The 17766-nt window shown below is 71.1% G+C and carries 18 protein-coding genes; 11 read left to right on the forward strand and 7 right to left on the reverse strand.

Going from position 1 to position 17766, the window contains the following annotated elements:
* Positions 1-11 precede the first annotated feature (11 nt).
* Positions 12-1010, reverse strand: a complete 999-nt coding sequence (locus JIG36_RS27700) for a hypothetical protein (protein WP_203379337.1) — start codon at positions 1008-1010, stop codon at positions 12-14.
* A complete protein-coding gene (locus JIG36_RS27705; RefSeq protein WP_203379338.1) occupies positions 1007-1531 on the reverse strand; it encodes a SigE family RNA polymerase sigma factor in 525 nt (174 codons plus the stop codon). The genes JIG36_RS27700 and JIG36_RS27705 overlap by 4 nt, the downstream gene beginning before the upstream one ends.
* Positions 1532-1632: 101 nt before the next feature.
* Between JIG36_RS27705 and JIG36_RS27710 the strand changes: the two genes are divergently transcribed.
* From JIG36_RS27710 to JIG36_RS27730, 5 genes are all read left to right on the forward strand, one after another.
* Entirely contained in the window at positions 1633-2022 is a 390-nt protein-coding gene (locus tag JIG36_RS27710; protein WP_203379339.1) for a hypothetical protein, read from the forward strand.
* A 64-nt stretch (positions 2023-2086) separates the two neighbouring features.
* Entirely contained in the window at positions 2087-4294 is a 2208-nt protein-coding gene (secD, locus tag JIG36_RS27715) for a protein translocase subunit SecD (protein WP_203379340.1), read from the forward strand.
* Between the two features lie 120 nt (positions 4295-4414).
* A complete protein-coding gene (locus JIG36_RS27720; RefSeq protein WP_203379341.1) occupies positions 4415-4930 on the forward strand; it encodes a PH domain-containing protein in 516 nt (171 codons plus the stop codon).
* Entirely contained in the window at positions 4927-6465 is a 1539-nt protein-coding gene (locus JIG36_RS27725; protein WP_203379342.1) for a PH domain-containing protein, read from the forward strand. Before JIG36_RS27720 ends, JIG36_RS27725 begins: the two co-directional genes overlap by 4 nt.
* A 200-nt stretch (positions 6466-6665) precedes the next feature.
* On the forward strand, positions 6666-7925 hold the full coding sequence (locus tag JIG36_RS27730; RefSeq protein ID WP_203379343.1) for a cation:proton antiporter: 1260 nt from the start codon (positions 6666-6668) through the stop codon (positions 7923-7925).
* Between the two features lie 74 nt (positions 7926-7999).
* Here JIG36_RS27730 and JIG36_RS27735 read toward each other — a convergent pair whose 3' ends face one another.
* Entirely contained in the window at positions 8000-8926 is a 927-nt protein-coding gene (locus tag JIG36_RS27735; RefSeq protein ID WP_203379344.1) for an alpha/beta hydrolase, read from the reverse strand.
* A 130-nt stretch (positions 8927-9056) separates the two neighbouring features.
* Between JIG36_RS27735 and JIG36_RS27740 the strand changes: the two genes are divergently transcribed.
* The 3 genes from JIG36_RS27740 to JIG36_RS27750 all read left to right on the forward strand — a co-directional run bounded on the left by JIG36_RS27740 (position 9057) and on the right by JIG36_RS27750 (position 11386).
* Positions 9057-10019, forward strand: a complete 963-nt coding sequence (locus JIG36_RS27740) for a helix-turn-helix domain-containing protein (RefSeq protein WP_307872934.1) — start codon at positions 9057-9059, stop codon at positions 10017-10019.
* A 287-nt stretch (positions 10020-10306) separates the two neighbouring features.
* On the forward strand, positions 10307-10606 hold the full coding sequence (locus JIG36_RS27745; RefSeq protein WP_203379346.1) for a hypothetical protein: 300 nt from the start codon (positions 10307-10309) through the stop codon (positions 10604-10606).
* Between the two features lie 219 nt (positions 10607-10825).
* The gene (locus JIG36_RS27750) at positions 10826-11386 is read left to right on the forward strand and encodes a hypothetical protein (protein WP_203379347.1); all 561 of its coding nucleotides are present in this window, start codon (positions 10826-10828) and stop codon (positions 11384-11386) included.
* Positions 11387-11476: 90 nt separating this feature from the next.
* Here JIG36_RS27750 and JIG36_RS27755 read toward each other — a convergent pair whose 3' ends face one another.
* Positions 11477-12181, reverse strand: a complete 705-nt coding sequence (locus JIG36_RS27755) for a hypothetical protein (RefSeq protein ID WP_203379348.1) — start codon at positions 12179-12181, stop codon at positions 11477-11479.
* A gap of 77 nt (positions 12182-12258) precedes the next feature.
* Here JIG36_RS27755 and JIG36_RS27760 point away from each other — a divergent pair, with 77 nt between their 5' ends.
* Positions 12259-12870, forward strand: a complete 612-nt coding sequence (locus tag JIG36_RS27760) for a TetR/AcrR family transcriptional regulator (RefSeq protein WP_203379349.1) — start codon at positions 12259-12261, stop codon at positions 12868-12870.
* Between the two features lie 96 nt (positions 12871-12966).
* On the opposite strand, the gene JIG36_RS27765 is transcribed toward JIG36_RS27760, so the two are convergent.
* The gene (locus JIG36_RS27765; protein ID WP_203379350.1) at positions 12967-13563 is read right to left on the reverse strand and encodes a TetR/AcrR family transcriptional regulator; all 597 of its coding nucleotides are present in this window, start codon (positions 13561-13563) and stop codon (positions 12967-12969) included.
* Positions 13564-13788: 225 nt separating this feature from the next.
* Here JIG36_RS27765 and JIG36_RS27770 point away from each other — a divergent pair, with 225 nt between their 5' ends.
* Together JIG36_RS27770 and JIG36_RS27775 are read left to right on the forward strand one after the other, a co-directional pair.
* Complete coding sequence (locus tag JIG36_RS27770) at positions 13789-15210, forward strand: dihydrolipoyl dehydrogenase family protein (RefSeq protein ID WP_203379351.1); 1422 nt, start codon at positions 13789-13791, stop codon at positions 15208-15210.
* A 30-nt stretch (positions 15211-15240) separates the two neighbouring features.
* Positions 15241-16032 (forward strand): alpha/beta fold hydrolase, encoded by a 792-nt coding sequence (locus tag JIG36_RS27775; protein ID WP_236048361.1) that lies wholly within the window; start codon positions 15241-15243, stop codon positions 16030-16032.
* A gap of 93 nt (positions 16033-16125) precedes the next feature.
* Here JIG36_RS27775 and JIG36_RS27780 read toward each other — a convergent pair whose 3' ends face one another.
* Positions 16126-16731 (reverse strand): TetR/AcrR family transcriptional regulator, encoded by a 606-nt coding sequence (locus JIG36_RS27780; RefSeq protein ID WP_203379352.1) that lies wholly within the window; start codon positions 16729-16731, stop codon positions 16126-16128.
* A gap of 108 nt (positions 16732-16839) precedes the next feature.
* Positions 16840-17709: a cyclase family protein gene (locus tag JIG36_RS27785; protein ID WP_203379353.1), complete on the reverse strand. Its 870-nt coding sequence runs from the start codon at positions 17707-17709 to the stop codon at positions 16840-16842.
* Positions 17710-17766 lie beyond the last annotated feature (57 nt).

A 17766-nucleotide genomic window follows, 5' to 3' on the forward strand; every position in this document is an offset into this window, starting at 1 on the left:
CGGGTTGAGGATCAGTCGTTGTCGCGGGCCAGAAGGTCGTACGTCAATTCGGTGATGTTCTCGGCGCTCGGCGGGGCGGGGGGTGCCTCGACGCCGTCGTACTGGGTGATCGTGATGATCAGCGGCGGTTCCGGTTCGCTGTCCGGTGCCTGGGAGGCGAGCGTGCCCGGCAGGTTGAGCGTGAAGCTGGCCAACCGGCCCTGGCCGTCGAGGGTGGCCCGATACGTCATCGAGGTGGCCGAGGGGCCGTAGTAACTCTCCGGTTCGCCGATGACCAGCCCCAGCCCGTCGTCGACCTTGGTGGCGTCGAGGGTGCCGGTGACGGTGTCGCCCTTCCGTTCGGCTGTCGTCACCGCTTCGATGAGCGCGTCGGCGCCGGTGATGTCCGGCTTCCTGGTGGTGGGCGCGGGCGCGACGTAGTCCAGGGAGCTCTGCTCGTCGACCTCGGCCGTCTTGACGAGGCGTTGCTGGTCGACGCGCAGCCACCGGGTGCCGTCCAGTTGAGCGATGCTCGCCGCGTACCGATCGGCCTCGGCGTCGGACAGCCCGGCGTTCTTGAGCTGCTCCAGGATGCCGGGCCCGCTGTAGGTGCCCCCGCCGGACGGTTTCAGGTACGTCACGTTCGCGGCCCGCATGAGGGACAGCTTGTTGCTGTACTCGACGAGGTAGCCGTCGGCGACGTCGATCTGGGCCCGGACGATGTCGGTGCGCATGTAGGCGCCGGTGCGGGTGAAGGCGTAGTTCCCCGCATCCAACCCGGTCAGCGAGTTGTCCAGGTCCTGGATCGCCCGGCCGCCGCCCACGACCATCGAGTCGTCGCCGCCGGGCCTCAGCGCGAAGATGCCACCGGTGACCGCGATCAGGGCGACGGCAGCGCCGGCGGCGGCAGTGGCGCGACGACGGCTGCGGCGACGTTTGCCGGAGCGCAGCACCGAGTCCGGATCCAGCGGATCGGTGGTGCGGGCCAGGTCGTTCATGGCGTTGCGCAGGTCGTCCGTGCTGGGGGTCATGACTGCTCCATCGGGCCGGGGTACGGGTGAGGATCGAGCGCGATCCGCATCTTGCGCAGCGCCGTGTGGCAGGTCGATTTGACCGTGCCGACGCTGATGCGCAGAGTCTCGGCCACGTCCTTCTCGGTGTGGTCGTCGAAGTAGCGCAGCACGACGATGGTGCGTTCGCGATGGGTGAGAGAGTCCAGGGCGCTCAGCAACGCGCGACGGTCCTCGAACGTGGTGTCTTCGCCTATGGGGACATCGGGGACGACATCGACGGGTCGTTCGTGGCGCTGCTGCGCGGTACGCCACCAGTCGGTGACGGCGTTGGTGACGGAACGCTGCACATACCCGTACGGATCGTCGTGCTCGATGCGCGACCAGCGTTGATAGGCCCGGACGAGGACGGACTGCACGATGTCCCGGGCCTGCTCGCGGTGACCACAGAGCAGCTCGGCGTGGGCGATCAGCCGATGGGAGCGAGTCGCCACGAACGTGGTGAAGGACTCGTCGGTGTCCCGGACCCGTCTGAACCTCATGATCTGCAAGACGTAGCAGACTGCGGGAAGGTTGGGCGCCCGGTCCAACATTTCCTCCGTACGGCCCGGGGTCGCTGGCGCCGCCGTCGTAGCGTGCACTCATGTCCGCGGAGCGCATGTCGCGGTGGCGCCGGTGGGCCCGCCTGCCGGTCGTCGCGCTGCTCTTCGCGGCCTCGGTGGTTGCCGCGACCCCACAGGCGGCCCAGGCCGGCCGGCCCGTCCCGGTGCCGTCGGTGCTGCAGGCCGTCATCGTGCCGGCCTCGCACACGAGCGGGCTCCGGCCGGACCTTCAGGTCGTCGACCGTGGTGGCCACGACCGGGTCGCACCGCACCCGGCGGGGCCGGCCTGGCTCTCGGAGTGGGCGGGCTTCAGCGGTGTCACCTGGTGGCAGCTGCGACGCGACGGCGACGGATACCGGTCGCGGGCGGGCCGGGCGGCCTGGCCGATCAGGGGACCGCCAGGACGGCGTGCACCAGACGCCTCGTCCTGATCCCGGCGCCGCGGCCGGCGGTCCTGCCGTGCCCGCGCCACCCCTGCCTTAGGAGAAATCCATCGTGACGCGCGCTACTGCCGTGCGCGCATTTCTGGCCCTTGTCGTGCTTGTCGTCTCCGGGTGGCTCGTCGCCACCCGGCCGGCGCGGCTCGGGCTCGATCTGCGTGGCGGAACCCAAATCGTGTTGCAGACCCGGGACGGCGACCAGACCCGGGCCGACGCCGCCACCACCGACCAGGTCATCGAAGTGCTCCGCCGCCGGGTCGACCAGCTCGGCGTGAGCGAACCGACGCTGGTCCGTTCCGGCGAGCGGCGGATCATCGTGGAACTGCCGGGGGTCACCGATCCCCGGGAAGCCGCCGAGGTCATCGGCCGCACCGCCCAGCTGTCCTTCCGGCCGGTCCTGGCCGGTTCCGGGGGGCTCGCGGTTACCGACGAGTCCGGCCGTCCCGTGTCGCTGGGTCCGGCGGCACTGTCCGGCCGTCAGGTCGACGACGCCCGGGCCACCACCGAACCGGCGACCGGCTGGCAGGTGGCGGTCGACTTCACCGGAGACGGCGCTCAGGCCTGGCAACGCCTGACCGCCCGGGCCGCCTGCTCACCACCGGGCGAACCGGGCCGGCGGGTGGCGATTCTGCTCGACAACGAGGTGATCTCCTCCCCGCAGGTGAGCCCGGAGGCAACCTGCGAGGTCGGGTTCGCCGGGCCGGCCATGCGCATCACCGGCGCCTTCACCGCCGACGAGGCCCGCGACCTGGCCCTGCTCATCCGGGCCGGTGCGTTGCCGGTGCCGGTCGACGTCATCCAGCAGCAGGTGGTCGGCCCGACCCTGGGGAAACAGGCGATCGACGACTCGGCCCGGGCGGCGGTGCTGGGCGCCCTGGCCACCATGGTGTTCATCGTCGCGGTGTACCGCCTGGCCGGTGCATTGGCCGCCGGGGCCCTGATGGCGTACGGGCTGATCTCCTACGCGGCCCTGCTGGCGGTCGGCGCCACCCTGACGCTGCCGGGACTGGCGGGCTTCGTGCTGGCGATCGGCATGGCGGTCGACGCGAACGTGCTGGTCTTCGAACGGGCCCGGGAGGAGTACGCGGCGAAGCCGTCCCTGCGTACGGCCATCCGGGACGGCTTCGGCCGGGCCTGGTCGGCGATCGCGGACTCGAACATCACCACCCTGGTCGCCGCCGCGCTGCTGATCCTGCTGGCGTCCGGCCCGGTACGCGGGTTCGGCGTCACCCTGGGCATCGGTGTGCTGGTGTCGATGTTCACCGCGCTGGTCCTCACCCGGCTTCCGGTCGAGGCCCTGGTGCGGCGAAGGTGGCTGGCCGTGCGGCCGCGCTGGAGCGGCCTGGCCCAGCACGGCTGGGTGCGGCGGACCGTGGAGCGCCGTAACCCGGACCTGATGGGCCGGCGCCGGTGGTGGCTGGTCGTCTCGGCGGCGGCCGTGCTCCTCGCGTTCGCCGGCATCGCCGTCCGCGGTGTGGACCTGGGCGTGGAGTTCGCCGGTGGCCGGTTGGTCGAGTACACCACCAGCCGGCCCCTGACGGCCGAGGCCGCCCGGGAGGCGGTGGCCGCCGCGGGCCTGGATCGGGCGGTCGTCAGCGAGGTCGGGGACGGCAACCTCTCGGTACGTGCGGGCGCGTTCGACGACGCCACCGAGCAGCACGTACGTGACGCCTTGACCGCCCACGGGGGTGGTGATGTGCAACGGCTCCGCGACGACCGGGTCGGGCCCAGCCTCGGCGCCGAGCTACGCAACAAGGCGCTGCTTGCGCTGGGCATCGCGCTGGCGGCTCAGATGGCCTACCTGTCGCTGCGTTTCCCGTGGCGCTGGGGGGCCGCGGCGGTGCTGGCGATGGCCCACGACGTCGTCATCCTCATCGGTGCCTTCGCCTGGCTCGGCAAGCCCGTCGACGGGGTGTTCCTGGCGGCGTTGCTGACCGTCGTCGGGTATTCGGTCAACGATTCCGTGGTGGTCCTCGACCGGATCCGGGAACTGGTCCGTGGCCGGCGGAGCATCAGTCCGCGGCTGCGCCCACCGTTCGCCGAGCTGGCGAACGCGGCCTGCCTGCAGACCGTCCCGCGGACGGTCAACACCGGGCTCGGGGCGGTGTTCATCCTGGTCGCTCTGGCCGTCCTGGGCGGCTCGTCCCTGGGCGACTTCGCCATCGCCCTGCTGATCGGGATTCTGGTGGGCACCTATTCGTCGGTGTTCCTGGCGACACCGCTGGCCATCACCTTCCGGCCCGAAGCCGTGCGGTACCGCTGAACCGGCGGAACTAGAACCGACGAAGAAGAGACCGAAGCAGAGACGAAGGAGAACAGGCGGAGCCGCCGTCGTCGACCAAAGTCGGTATCCGGTCTGGACGGCGGCTTCTAGCGTGAATACATGGATCCGGAGAGTGCTGCTGAGGAGACCGAGTGGAGGATCCGGCCGCCGCGGCACCGGGTCGACCGGCGGTTCATCGTGTGGCAGACGGCGGTGGCGGTGCTCTGGGCCGCGGTTCTGCTGGGGGTCGTCGGGGCGGTCTACTGGTTCGCGGAGGTCACCCGGCCCTGGCTCGGGCCGGTGCTGATCATCCTGTCGGTGCTGTCCACGGTCGAGATCGCGGTCGCGCCCACCGCGCGATATCTGGTGCACCGCTGGCAGGCGACCGACGACGCGGTCTACGCGCTCGAGGGCTGGTTCACCCGCCGGTGGCAGATCGTGCCGATCAGCCGCATCCAGAGCATCGACACCGAGATCGGGCCGTTGCAGGGCCTGCTCGGGCTGGCCACCATCCGGGTCACGACCGCGTCGTCCGAAGGCAAGATCTCGATCGAGGGCCTGGACGCGGCGGTGGCCCGGGCCACGGTCGACCGGCTGCGCGAGGTCACCGCGGCGACCGCCGGTGACGCGACATGACCGCCGAGGCGCACCCGTGGCGCCGGCTGAGCGTCCGGGCCGTCTACCTCGATCTGATCCGGCTCGTCGGCTCGCTGGTGCCCGGCTTCCTGGGTGTCACGCTGGGCGACGACGGGCCCATTTGGTTCCTGGTGGCCGGCTCGGTCGTCGGCCTGCTCGGGGCGGGCGCCGGCCTGATCCGGTGGATGACCACCCGCTACCGGGTCACGCCCGAGCTGGTCGAGATGCGCAGCGGGCTGGTGCAGCGCAAACACCGTACGGTCAATCGCGATCGCATCCGTACCGTCGACAGCACGGCGAAGTGGCTCCACCGGGTCTTCGGCCTGCGGGTCGTCCACATCGGGTCGGGGGACACGGGCTCGTCGTTCGACCTCGACGCGCTCGACCGCGGGCACGCCGCCCAGCTGCACCGCGAGCTGTCGCCGGGGGCCGTGGTGCGGGCGGAGGCCGAGGCGGAGACGGACGCGGCGACGTCCGAGGTGCCGGAGACGGTCATCGCCCGGTGGGACGCCCGCTGGGTGCCCCTGAACGCCGTCAACGTCTGGGCGGTGCTCACGGCCGTGGGCCCGCCGTTCGCCCTGTACTGGTTTCTGCGGCCCTTCGGCGTCGACCTGCTCGACATCGGGCGCGCCCTGCTGGACCGTCAGCCGCTCGGCGGGCCGGTGCTCATCGCCGTGGGAGTCCTGGTGGCGTACGCGGTGGGCTTTGCCGGCAACGCCGTCTCGTTCGTGCTGCAAAATGCCAACTTCCAGCTCGTACGCCGGGGGACCGCGCCCGACACCGCCCTGGTGACCCACCGCGGGTTGCTCAGCACGCAGACCCTGCAGCGGGACGATCGGCGGCTGCGCGGCCTGCAGTTCACCGAGCCGCTGCTGTGGCGCTGGCTCGGCCTGACCGAGACCAAGGTGATCACGACCGGGCTGAAGACGACGGGGGAGTCCGGCTCGGGCGACCTGGTGCCCCGCGTGCGGATGCCCGAGGCCCGCGACATCGCGGCGCGGGTCCTGGCCGACGACCACCGGCCACTCGAGGCGGCCCTGCACCGGCATCCACGCGGAGCCCTCGTACGCCGGATCGGCTGGGCTTTGTGGGGCCCGGCGCTCGGATCGGCCGTACTGGCCCTGTTCGTCCTCACCGGCGCGCTGCCCGACTGGGTCTGGCCGCTGCCACTCGCGCTGATCCCGCTGACCGTGCCGCTGGCAGTGGTGGCCTACCGGTCGCTGGGGCACGCGCTCACCGGCCCCTATCTGGTCGTCCGCCACGGCGCCACCCAGCGTCACACGGTGGCGTTGCAGCGGCGCGCGGTCATCGGCTGGTCGCTGCGGCAGTCGCTGTTGCAGCGCTGGGGCGACCGGATGACGATCGGGATCGCCACGGCCGCGGGCGCCCGCCACTACGAGGCCCACGACGCCGGCGTGGACCAGACGATCGCGTTCCTGCGCGGGGCCACACCGGAGCTGGCCGCCGAGATCCTCGAGCCCGTGGCGGTCAGCACTGTCCGCTCGACGGCGATGAGCGGTTCGACGACCTCGTAGGCCGAGGTTTAGCCGCCCGGGGCGGCGGCAAATGGTCAGGCCGGTGTGCCGGGAAGTCTGGTCGGCGCTTCACCCACCGTGCCTGCGACCCGGAGCTGCCGTGCTGCTGCTGTGCCCCACCCCCGCCCCGCCGTGGGCCATGTCCCGGCACTCTGTCCTGACCGGTCGGCGACCGGCCGGCTCGGCGCAAGGGGTCATCCGTGCAGACCGCTGATGTGGTCTTCGCGGTCATCGGGTTCGGTGCGCTGCTGGCCGGCATTCTCCCGCGCCTTCTGGAACGCCGGCCGCTGTCGATGCCCATCGCCTTTCTCGGGCTGGGCATGCTCGTCTTCGGACTTCCGATCGGCCTGCCCGACGCCGACCCCCTGGCGCACCCGGAGGTGACCGAGCACCTCACCGAGCTCGGCGTGATCGTCGCGCTCATGGGCGCCGGTCTGAAGATCGACCGCCCGCTCAGCCGCCGGGGCTGGTCCTCCACCTGGCGGCTGCTGGCGGTCGCGATGCCGGTGACCATCGCCGGGGTCGCTCTGCTGGGCTGGTGGTGGGCCGGGCTGGTGCCGGCCGCGGCGCTGCTGCTGGGCGCCGCGCTGGCGCCGACCGACCCGGTGCTGGCGGCGGACGTGCAGGTCGGCGAGCCGACCGATGAGGAGGACTCCGAGGACGAGGTCCGCTTCGCGCTGACCTCCGAAGCCGGGCTCAACGACGGGTTGGCGTTCCCGTTCGTGTACGCGGCCATCGCGATGGCGGGGACGGCCGGTCTGGGCTGGGTGGGGGAGTGGGCCTGGCAGGACCTGATCTACAAGATCGTGGTCGGGGTGGCCGGTGGCGTCCTCGTCGGCAAGGTCCTGGGCTGGCTGTTCTTCCGTCCACGAGCGGAGGCGCTGCGACTGTCCCGGCATTCCGAGGGTTTCCTGGCGCTGGCGGCGACCTTCCTCGCGTACGGCGTGGTCGAAGTGGCCGGCGGATACGGTTTCCTGGCCGTCTTCGTCGCCGCCCGCGCCATCCGTGCGGCCGAACGCTCCCACGAGTACCACCAGGTGCTGCACGACTTCGCCGAGCAGACCGAGCGGCTGCTGACCGTCCTGTTGCTGCTCCTGTTCGGCGGCGCGCTGGTGGGCGGGCTGCTCAGCCCGCTCACCTGGCCGGCCGCGCTGGTCGGGCTGTGCCTCATCTTCGTGATCCGGCCGCTGTCCGGCTTCCTGTCGCTGCGCGGTGCGCCCGGGCACACGGCGGAGCACTGGGTCATCGCCTCGTTCGGCATCCGCGGCATCGGGTCCTTCTATTACCTGTCGTACGCCCTCACCCATGCCGCGTTCCCCGGCGCCGACCTGATCTGGGCCACCATCGGCTTCGTCGTCGTGGTCTCGGTCGTCATCCACGGTGTCGCCGTCACCCCGGTCATGCAGCTGCTGGACCGGACCAACGAACGATCGCCCACAGTCAGCGGTCGCTCGCATTGAAACGGAACGTCGGCCGGACTCGTATGGCCGCCCGGCTGCCGTTCACCTGGTGCTTTCCCAAGCCGGGGCCCGGGTCAGCTCGACCGGTGCTTGTCCAGGAAACGCCGGCGCTCGGCGGCCAGGTCGAGATCTTCCGGGGTGTCGCCGGTGAAGCCGCAGTGCGGCATGGCCTCGCCGATGTGCAGCTCGGCGTCGACACCGGCCGCCCTGAGCCTCCGGTGCATGCGGACGGTGTTGGACAGGAACATGTCACGCGTGCCGGACTGCAGGTAGGTCGGCGGGAAGCCGCTCACGTCGGCGAACAGCGGCGACAGATGCGGATCGTCCAGGTCGTGGCCCGCCGCGTAGAGACGGTTCACCTCGATCAGCGGGACGAGCCGATTGTCGTACGGGAAATTGGTGTGGAACGAATCCCCCGACTCGGTCAGGTCGACCTCGGGCGAGTCCAGAACCAGAGCCGCCGGCCGGGGAAGCCCCTCCTCCTTGGCCCGCACCATCAACGCCGCCGCCAGGTTGCCCCCGGCCGAACTCCCCCCGACAAAGATGTCAGCCGGCGAGCGCACCTCCAGCAGTGCGCGGTAGACGGCCACACAGTCGTCGAGAGAGGCCGGATAGGGGTGCCGCGGCGGCATCTGGTAGTCGACGCCCCACGTCACCATGCCGTTGGTCATCGCGGTCAGCGTCGTGAACGCCCGGCACAGCGCACCGCCACCCATGACCAGCGCCCCGCCGTGGATGTCGAGGTAGACCGGCCCGGCGTCCGCGGGGTTCCCCTCCAACCGGGCCACGAAGGTGGGCACGCCCGCGATCTCGCGCTCTTCGACGGTCACCGGGAGCCGGCTGACCGGTTCCAGCTGCTCCAGCGAGGCGGCTTCGGCCTGCGCGACATGCTTCTCCCAGCCGTCGAGGTCGTCCGGCGCGGGCCAGTCGATCGGCGTCCGCGGAATCGCCAGGAAAGCGCGTGCGCCGTCGCTGACGCTGGTCGGCACCCGTTCCGTCATGTCGTCTCCTCAGCATCTGTTGTCCAGGTCACATCATCCTGGGGTCCGGTCGGCCGGTCCGGCACCCGCCATGCGTCGGGCCCTACCCGCCGGGTCGGCGCCAGGGCCGCCGGCGGATGAGAATGGCGGCGTGAACGAGCTCGCACTCCGGCTGGCCGCCCTCGACCCCGAGGCGGGCGCGGCCGTACGGGTGATCGGCCGCTTCGATGCGCTCGTCGCCTCCCGGGCGAGCCTGCGGAGCATCGTGGCCGCCGCGGCGGCACTGGCGGACCGCCCGGCCCGGCTGGTCGACGGGCCCGGGCGGCCGGTGGTGCGGGCCACCCCGGACGGCGTCATCAAAACGCACGTCGGGGATCCCGACCCGGCCTGGCCGTGGGCGGCACCGGCTCCGGGCGCGGTGCTGTGGCTCGAGACGACGGCCGCGCCGAGCACCCTGGAGGCGGTGGTCCTGGAACGGGCGGCCGCGGCCATCCGCGCCGCCCTGGAACGCACCCGTCCGTCGTACCCGGCGTCGGTCGAGCTCGTGCTCGATCCGCAGGCTTCCTCGGCCGACCGCTTGAGCGCGGCCCGGCGCCTGGGGCTTCCCGCCTCGGCGCGGGCCGTCGCTCTGGCCGGCGGCGATGCTCTTGTGGTGGGACCGGAGGCCGAGCTGCCGGAGGGAACGCGAGCGGGCGTCGGCCCGTGCGTGCCGGTGGCCGCTCTGCCGGCGTCGTGGGCGGAGGCCCGGCTGGCGCTCCGGCTGACCGCCGAGGGAACCGAGGCCGACCCGGGGCCGCGGATCGTCCACGCGGATCGGTTGGGCACGCTCGCGCTGCTGATCCGGGCCCTGGATGCCGCCCCGGAGCCGGTGCCCGACGTCGAGTCGCTGCTCCACGCGGCTACGGCCGGGCCGTGGTCTCTGCACACCCTTGACACCGTCGCCTGGGCGGCCAGCATGCGGGATGCGGCCCGCGCTCTGCGGGTGCACCACTCGACGCTTCAGGAGCGCATCAAGTATCTCGAGGCGTTGCTCGGCTGGCCGATCCGCGACCCGCAAGGGCGCCTGCGCTTGCAGCTGGCCCTGTCGGTGCGGCGCGCCTTGCGCCATCGGTGACCGGCCCACGCCCGTGACCGGCCCACGCCCGTGACCGGCCCACGCCCGTGACCGGCCCACGCCCGTGACCGGCCCACGCCCGTGACCGGCCCACGCCCGTGACCGGCCCGTGGGCGTGACCCTGACCGGCTGCCGTGATCGGACAGTCCGGGACGTGAGACGGATCGCCGCCGGGCATCCGCAGCCTGCCGTGTCGTAAAAGACAGAACGATCGGTCTTGACGCCATCGATTCGGCGCGGCTAACGTCTGCACTGACAGAACGTTCGTTACCTCTGGGGAGTAAGTCATGCCTACGAAAATCACGCTGGTCATCGGCAATCCGGCCGACCCGGACGAGTTCGAGAAGATCTACGCCGACGTGCGGGCCGCCGCCGAGACCTTCCCGAAGCTGCAGCGGGTCGAGTCGGCCAAGGTGTGGCCCAAGGAGGACGGCACCGCTACCCCGGCGTACCGCACGCTCGACCTCTACTTCGCCAGCTACGAGGACGCCTCGGCGGCGGTCGCCACGCCGGCCGCCGGCGCCGTCTTCGGCGGTCTTCAAGGCGCGCAGGTCGAGATCACCGGCTTGTTCTCGGACATCGAGTAGAGCCTCGCCCTTTCCGGCCCGGTCACCGTTATCAGGTGGCCGGGCCGGAGTGCGTGGGGGGCGATGGGGTCTGCCCTGGCCGACTCCGACGATCCCGCGACGAGTCAACCGACCGCGAGTTCATGTGAATAGAACGTTCAGTCTTGACGGCGCCTCTCCGGGAGTGCATGCTCGACATGACAGAACGTTCGATCTCCCAAGACGCTGAAAGGCCCCATCGTGAGCACCGTTGCTGTTTCACCCGGCATCTCGCAGACCGCGTCCGCGCTGCGGCGGCTGTACTTCATCCGGTTCGCGTTCGCCATCGTCTGGGCCGGCGTGACCATCGCGACCGCCAAGGACGTCAACGCTCTGTCGGTGACGCTGTTCGTGCTCTACCCGCTGTTCGACGTCGGCGCCGCGATCTATGACATGCGCTCGTCGAGGGCGAGCGGGTCGCCGGCCCTGCTGTACGTGAACATGGCGGTCAGCCTGCTCGCCGCAGTCGGTCTGGGTGTCGCCGCCGCTTCCGGCATCCCGGCGATGCTGCGGGTGTGGGGCGCGTGGGCCATCGTGGCCGGCGCGGTCCAGCTCGCCGTCGGCCTCCGTCGCCGCGCGATGGGCGGTCAGTGGCCGATGATCATCAGCGGTGGCATCTCCGTGCTGGCCGGCGCGAACTTCGTCATCAGCGCCGGCGCCGACGACCCGGTGCTGAACCAGGCGGCCGCCTACGCCATCCCCGGCGCCATCTTCTTCCTCATCGCGGCGTTCCGGCTCGGCCGGGCGGCCAAGGCCAACTGACGCCACCGCGGCCCGGCCTTCTGGCCGCCAGGAGAAGCCTCCGCCGGATCGGCGGAGGCTTCCTCGTCCCCGCCCGACCGGCCCTGGTCCTCAGGCGTCGGAGCCGGTCACCACGTCGATGACATCGAAGTAGTCGTTCTCGAAGACGGCCAGCCCGTGGTGGTACTTCTCGCCCGGTGTGAAGCCGGGCTGGTCGAGAAGGACATGCATCTCGTCGAAGGTCGACCACGTCCCGAAGTTGATCATCCGTTGCGCGTCGTGGCTGCGGTGGAAGTTGATCGTGCGCAGCCCCGGGGTGACCAGCGATGCCGGCGCGCTGGCCTCGATCTTGGCGAGCAGGGCGTCGGCCTGGTTGTCGAGCACCGTGAACAGGCCGAAGTGCACCAACGGGGAGCGCCGGAGAGAGACGATCGTCGGATCCTCGTGGCCGGCCCGCCAGACCAGGTCATAGGTGCGGCGGTCGAGAGTGCGTACCGGAATCCCGGCCTCCTCGACCGCGCCGGCCACGGGTGCCGGTGGCCGGGCGCCCGCGTCGTACTGGCTGTAGACGGTGATGCGGTTGTGGTCCCGGCTGGCCAGGACGACCGCGCCGCGGAAGCCCTCGGTCCGGGTCCGGCGGCGCGCCATGTCGATGACGGCGGGCAGGGCGAGGGTCTGTTCGGCCGTCCGCGTCGGGACCCGGTTGGGCAGCTGCGGTGGGACGGGCCCCGCATGCTCGGCTGTGGGCTCGCCCAGTTTGAGCCGTTCCACGTGAGCCTCCGTGGTGGACCGCAGGATCAGTTCGTTGTCGGTCATGACATCCCTCTCGCTATTACGGGACTCGCTGGTCTCGTAACAGCTACGGTACCCGCCGGTCCCGTAATATCGCCAGGGTGAGAAACGAAGCGGTTCCCGTCGGGCGTCCCCGTGACCCCGAACTCGAGCGCGCGATCCTCGACTCCGCGGTCGAGGTGGTGGTGGAGAGCGGCTTCGCGGCGGCCAGGGTGGAGGAGATCGCACGCCGGGCCGGAACCGGGAAGGCGGCCATCTACCGGCGCTGGGCCGGCAAGACGGAGTTGGTCGTCGCGGCCGCCGAGCACCTGCAGGCCGATGTCACGGTTCCGGACGAGGGGTCACTCCGCGAAGACCTGGTGATCTGCGTACGCCACTACGTCTCACCGGATGCGAGAGCCGCCCTCGTGCTGGCGAACGTGCTGGCCGAGGCGTCGCGGGACGGCGAGGTGCGCGGGGCTGCGACCGAGGTGATCGGCCGTCCCCCGGCCCGGGCGCTGCGCACGGTCATCGAGCGCGCCGTCGCCCGTGGTGACGTGGACCCGTCGGTCCCGGTCGACCTGATCGCGTCGATCGTCCCGTCCGTGGCGTTTCGCCAGGTCGTCCTCGAACATCGCGGCCTGGACGAGCCCACGGCCGTCGCGCTCGTCGACGACGTGCTGCTGCCGGCCCTGGGTGTCCGGTCCGGGCGCGGCGGATCCGGCGCCCACTGAGCGTTCCGTACGGGGAAGGAATTTGCTCCCTCCGTACGAAGTCACGGACGTCACCGGAGCGGAGCACCCGTTCCCCGGGGTGGCGATTCGGGCTGGTCAGTGCTCCGCCGGGCCGGAGGAGATTTCGATCAGCCGTTCCACCCCGCGCAGGAACGTCTCGCTGATCAACGCCGGGTCGAACAGGCAGCCGGCCGCCATGGCGCCGTCGCGGATCATGACGAAGTGGCGGGCGGCCGGCTCGGCCGGTGCACCTCGGAGCCGGGTCAGCAGGCCGGTGACGGTGTCCAGGAACCAGGCGCGGTGGGCCAGGACGGCCTGGTGCACCGGGGAGCTGGGGTCGGGATATTCGGCGACGGCGTTCAAGAAGGCGCAGCCCCGGAAGCCGGGGGACTGGATGCCGTCGGCGATCGACCGGCCGAGGGCGCGCAGGGCGTCGGCCGGTGGCAACCCGGCCGTGACGGCACGCTCGGCCTGACCGCGTATGGCCTGGTCGGCTTCGGTCAGATAGGCGAGAACCAGGTCCTGTTTGCCGGGGAAGTGCCGGTAGAGGGTCGCCCGCGTCACCTGCGCCTCCGTGACGATGCGTTCGATGCCGACCTTGTGGATGCCTTCCGTGTAGAAGATCCTCGTGGCCGTCTCGAGCAGCCGGGACCGTGCTTCCGACGGCCGGCCCTCGGGTTCGATGTGTTCCATCCACAGCACTCTAGCGGACAGAACGTTCGTTACTGCAAGAGCAATCTTCTCGGTCGAGATCCTTGATGAAGGCGCCGTACGGATTTCTGTGACGTAGACATCGAATAGAACGTTCGGTATTGACATTGCTTCTTCGCCTCGCCATCGTAGTTCTCAGATAGAACGTTCGTTCTTCTCGTTTGAAGAGGCGATCGCTCGAAGAAGCTCGAGGCAAAGGAAGCTGACATGGACAACATCACGTACGACGTGGTCGTGATCGGCGCCGGCCCGGTCGGGGAGAACGTGGCCGACCGCGCGGTGCAGGGCGGCCTGAGCGTCGCCATCGTCGAGCGCGAGCTGGTCGGCGGTGAATGCTCCTACTGGGCGTGCATGCCGACCAAGGCCCTGCTGCGCAGCACCAGCGCACTACGAGCGGCCCGTCAGGTGCCCGGCGCCCGGGAGGCAGTGACCGGCACTCTCGACGCGACCGCGGTGCTGGCCCGCCGGGACTCCTTCGCCTCCCACTGGAAGGACGACGGCCAGGTGTCCTGGCTCGAGTCGGCCGGGATCGAGCTGTACCGCGGTCAGGGCCGCATCAGCGGGGAGCGGATGGTCGAGGTCACCGGCGCCGACGGCGTCGTGACCACGCTGACCGCCCGGCACGCGGTGGTCGTCGCGACCGGCAGCAGCGCCCTGCTGCCCGACATCGACGGCCTGCGCGACGCCCGGCCGTGGAGCAGCCGGGAAGCAGCCGCCGCAACTGGGGTTCCTGCTCGGCTGGCCGTCATCGGTGGCGGTGTCGTGGCGTCGGAGATGGCGACCGCGTTCACCAGCCTGGGCTCCACGGTCACGCTGCTGGCCCGCGACGGCGTGCTGCACCTGGCCGAGCCGTTCGCCGGCGAGCGGGTCACCGCCGCGCTGCGTGAGTCCGGAGTGGACGTCCGCATCGGCGCCGAGGCGGCCTCGGTCGTACGCGATGAGTCCGGAACAGTGCACATCACCTTGACCGACGGCGCGCAGATCGAGGCGGACGAGGTCCTGGTCGCCATCGGACGCACGCCCAACACCCTGGACATCGGCCTGGACCGCATCGGTCTCAAGCCCGGCGCCTGGCTGACCGTCGACGACGCGCTGCGGGTCGACGGCGCCGGCGACTGGCTGTACGCCGCGGGTGACGTGAACCGGCGGGCGTTGCTGACCCACCAGGGCAAGTACCAGGCCCGGGCCCTGGGCGACGCGCTCGTCGCCCGCGCCGACGGCCGGACCGCCGACACCGGTGCGTGGGGCCGGCATGCGGTCACCGCCGACGAGCGGGCCGTCCCGCAGGTCGTGTTCACCGAACCCGAGGTGGCGTCGGTCGGCCTGACCGCAGCCGCCGCCGAGAAGGCCGGACTGAACATCCGGGTCGTCGACTACAACCTGGGCTCCGTCTCGGGCGCGGTTCTGCACGCCGAGGGCTACCAGGGCCACGCCCGCATGGTCGTGGACGAGGACCGCAAGGTGATCGTCGGTTTCACCCTGGTCGGCCCGGACGTGGCCGAACTGATCCACGCCGCCACCATCGCGATCGTCGGCGAGGTCCCGATCGACCGGCTCTGGCACGCCGTCCCGTCGTTCCCCACGGTCAGCGAGGTCTGGCTGCGCCTGCTGGAGACCTACGGCCGCTGACCGGCCACCCTGACGAAAGGAAGATCTGCCATGCGTTTCCGTCCGTCCCGTCGTGCCGCCGTCGTCGGTGCGACCACCCTGGCCCTGCTGGGCGCCGCCGCTGTTCCGGCCGCGGCCATGACCTCCGGCCACAGCGCCAAGCCGGCCAAGCCGACCGTGGTGCTCGTGCACGGCGCGTGGGCCGACTCGTCCAGCTGGAACCCGGTCATGGAGCGGCTGCGCCACGACGGATATCCGGTGCGCGCGATCGCCAACCCGCTGCAGGGGCTGACCAGCGACACCGCGTACGTGACGAGCTATCTCGCCACCATCAAGGGGCCGAAGGTGCTGGTCGGACACTCGTACGGGGGTGCCGTCATCACCAACGCCGCCACCGCCGTGCCCGACGTGAAGTCCCTGGTCTACATCGCCGGGTTCATCCCGGCCAAGGGGGAGACCATCGGCGAGCTGGCCGCGAGGTCCACCCCCGCCCTGCCGCTGATCCCGACCCAGGTGCCCGGCGGCACGGAGGTCGTCATCGACCCGGCCAAGTTCCGCGAGGCGTTCGCCGGCGACCTGAACCGGACCGATGCGGCCAATCTGGCGGCGACCCAGCGCCCGGCCAACACCAACGCGGTCACCGACGCCAGCGTGACCGAGGGATTCCGCACGATCCCGTCGTACGCGCTGGTGACGCGCCAGGACAAGGCGATCAACCCGGCCGTCCAGCGGTTCATGACGACCCGCGCCCACGCCCGTACGACTGAGGTCGACGCCTCGCACGCGGTCATGCTCAGCCGCCCCGACGCCGTTACGAAGGTCATCGAGCAGGCCTCGCGATGACTCTCGCGCCCGGACGTGCTTAGAGCCACACGGCCCGGGCGCGAAGGAGGCGGCGGTCCGCTCTGTTCCCCCAGCAGCGGACCGCCGTCGAGGCTACGCGGCGGAGGCGGACTCGCGCTGGCCGTGGATGCGGACCAGACCCTCGACGCCGCGCAGGAAAGTGTCGACCACCAGGGCGGGGTCGAACAGGCAGCCGGCCGCCATGGCGCCGTCGCGCAGCATGACGAAGTGACGGGCGGCGGCGTCCGATGAATCCTCGGCGACCTGCGCCATCAGCGTGGTCAGCGTGTCGAGGAACCACTGGCGATGGGCGATGATCTGCTGGTGCACCGGGTGGTTGACGTCGGGGAACTCGGCGGCGGCGTTCAGGAAGGCGCACCCGCGGAAACCCGCCGTCCGGATGTTCGCGGCGATGGCTTCGGCGATGGCCAGCAGGGAGTCGGCCGCCGTCGAGTGGGCGGCGATGGCCGCGGTGAAGGCGGCCCGCTCCATCTGGTGAACCTCCTGCAGATAGGTCACCACCAGGTCGTCCTTGCTGGGGAAATGCCGATAGAAGGTGGCCCGGGTGACCTTGGCGTCGGCGATGATGCGGTCGACGCCGACGGAGTGGATGCCGTCGGCGTAGAAGATCTGGGTGGCCGTGCTGAGAAGCCGCTGCCGGGCTTCGGAGGGACGGGTTTCGGTGGCGCCGCGGGTCATGCACCCATTCTAGCGGGGAGAACGTTCGGTCTGAAACGCTCGATGGATGCTCAGGAGGCAGACTGGAGCGTCCATGCCGGCGCAGGCGAGCGGACCGCCGGCCGCGGCTCAGAAGACGGCCAGGGGATTGACCGGTAGTCCCGTGGTGCCGACGATCCGAGGGGCGGCGACCACGAACTGGAACGTCCACCTCTCCAACCGCTCACAGACCGCGGCCAGGTTCTCCGGATCGGCGGCGTCGATCAGCGGGATGGCCAACCGGCCCAGCGCGAACCGGTGCAGGGCGCCAGGTGTCTCGCCCGGAAGCGGTGGCCGCGCATCGCCGATGTCACCGGCGTAGACGGCGATCCCGTGTTCGTGCATCCAACGGACCGCGTCGAGGGTCATCCCCGGCAGCGGCTGGTCGCCGTCGACGACCCGGTCCCAGCCCCCGCGGACCACCAGGGCGTCGCCCGGCAGCACCCGTACGCCCGCGCGGGCCGCCGCCGTGTCCAGGTCAGCACCGGTCACCGGGTGTCCGGGACTCAACCGTCGGCCCGGGGCCAGGTCGAGCAGAACCCCACGGGTGAGGATGCCATCGCCGTAGACGTCAGCGGCGCCGTGCCGCACACCGGTGGGGCCGGAGCTGTCCGCCACGTCGACACCGGGGTACACGCGGCCACCCTCGGCCCAGTGCCCCAGGCCGTCCAGGTGGGTGACCTCGGGGTGGTGAGTAGTCACGATCATCACCTCGGCCATGGCCGGAGCTCCGAAACCGGTGAACAGCATGGCCGTCTGCACCGCGGTCGTGGCCGCGGTCGTCGGTGCCATCGGCCCGCCGGTCAGAGGGAACGGCGTGGTGGCCCGGGCGATCGACACGGTCAGGCCGATGCGGGCCTCGGCAACGCCGCGGGCGCGCACCTCGTCGGTGATGAGATTGACGGCGCCGCGCTGGTCGCTGTCACCCCAGCGGCCCCAGTTGCTCGGAAAATCTGACATGCCACCCATCATCGACGGGCCGGAGCCCACACGACTGCCCATGATGCTGCCCATCCG

Source organism: Paractinoplanes ovalisporus (assembly GCF_016834655.1).
Classification (GTDB): Bacteria; Actinomycetota; Actinomycetes; order Mycobacteriales; family Micromonosporaceae; genus Actinoplanes; species Actinoplanes ovalisporus.

What these genes read in the sequence shown, in the direction of transcription:
- JIG36_RS27700 (WP_203379337.1), bottom strand. Translation starts at nt 1,010, where the DNA reads ATGACCCCCAGCACGGACGACCTGCGCAACGCCATGAACGACCTGGCC.
- JIG36_RS27705 (WP_203379338.1), bottom strand. Translation starts at nt 1,531, where the DNA reads ATGAGGTTCAGACGGGTCCGGGACACCGACGAGTCCTTCACCACGTTC.
- JIG36_RS27710 (WP_203379339.1), top strand. Translation starts at nt 1,633, where the DNA reads ATGTCCGCGGAGCGCATGTCGCGGTGGCGCCGGTGGGCCCGCCTGCCG.
- JIG36_RS27720 (WP_203379341.1), top strand. Translation starts at nt 4,415, where the DNA reads ATGGATCCGGAGAGTGCTGCTGAGGAGACCGAGTGGAGGATCCGGCCG.
- JIG36_RS27725 (WP_203379342.1), top strand. Translation starts at nt 4,927, where the DNA reads ATGACCGCCGAGGCGCACCCGTGGCGCCGGCTGAGCGTCCGGGCCGTC.
- JIG36_RS27735 (WP_203379344.1), bottom strand. Translation starts at nt 8,926, where the DNA reads ATGACGGAACGGGTGCCGACCAGCGTCAGCGACGGCGCACGCGCTTTC.
- JIG36_RS27745 (WP_203379346.1), top strand. Translation starts at nt 10,307, where the DNA reads ATGCCTACGAAAATCACGCTGGTCATCGGCAATCCGGCCGACCCGGAC.
- JIG36_RS27755 (WP_203379348.1), bottom strand. Translation starts at nt 12,181, where the DNA reads ATGACCGACAACGAACTGATCCTGCGGTCCACCACGGAGGCTCACGTG.
- JIG36_RS27765 (WP_203379350.1), bottom strand. Translation starts at nt 13,563, where the DNA reads ATGGAACACATCGAACCCGAGGGCCGGCCGTCGGAAGCACGGTCCCGG.
- JIG36_RS27770 (WP_203379351.1), top strand. Translation starts at nt 13,789, where the DNA reads ATGGACAACATCACGTACGACGTGGTCGTGATCGGCGCCGGCCCGGTC.
- JIG36_RS27775 (WP_236048361.1), top strand. Translation starts at nt 15,241, where the DNA reads ATGCGTTTCCGTCCGTCCCGTCGTGCCGCCGTCGTCGGTGCGACCACC.
- JIG36_RS27780 (WP_203379352.1), bottom strand. Translation starts at nt 16,731, where the DNA reads ATGACCCGCGGCGCCACCGAAACCCGTCCCTCCGAAGCCCGGCAGCGG.
- JIG36_RS27785 (WP_203379353.1), bottom strand. Translation starts at nt 17,709, where the DNA reads ATGTCAGATTTTCCGAGCAACTGGGGCCGCTGGGGTGACAGCGACCAG.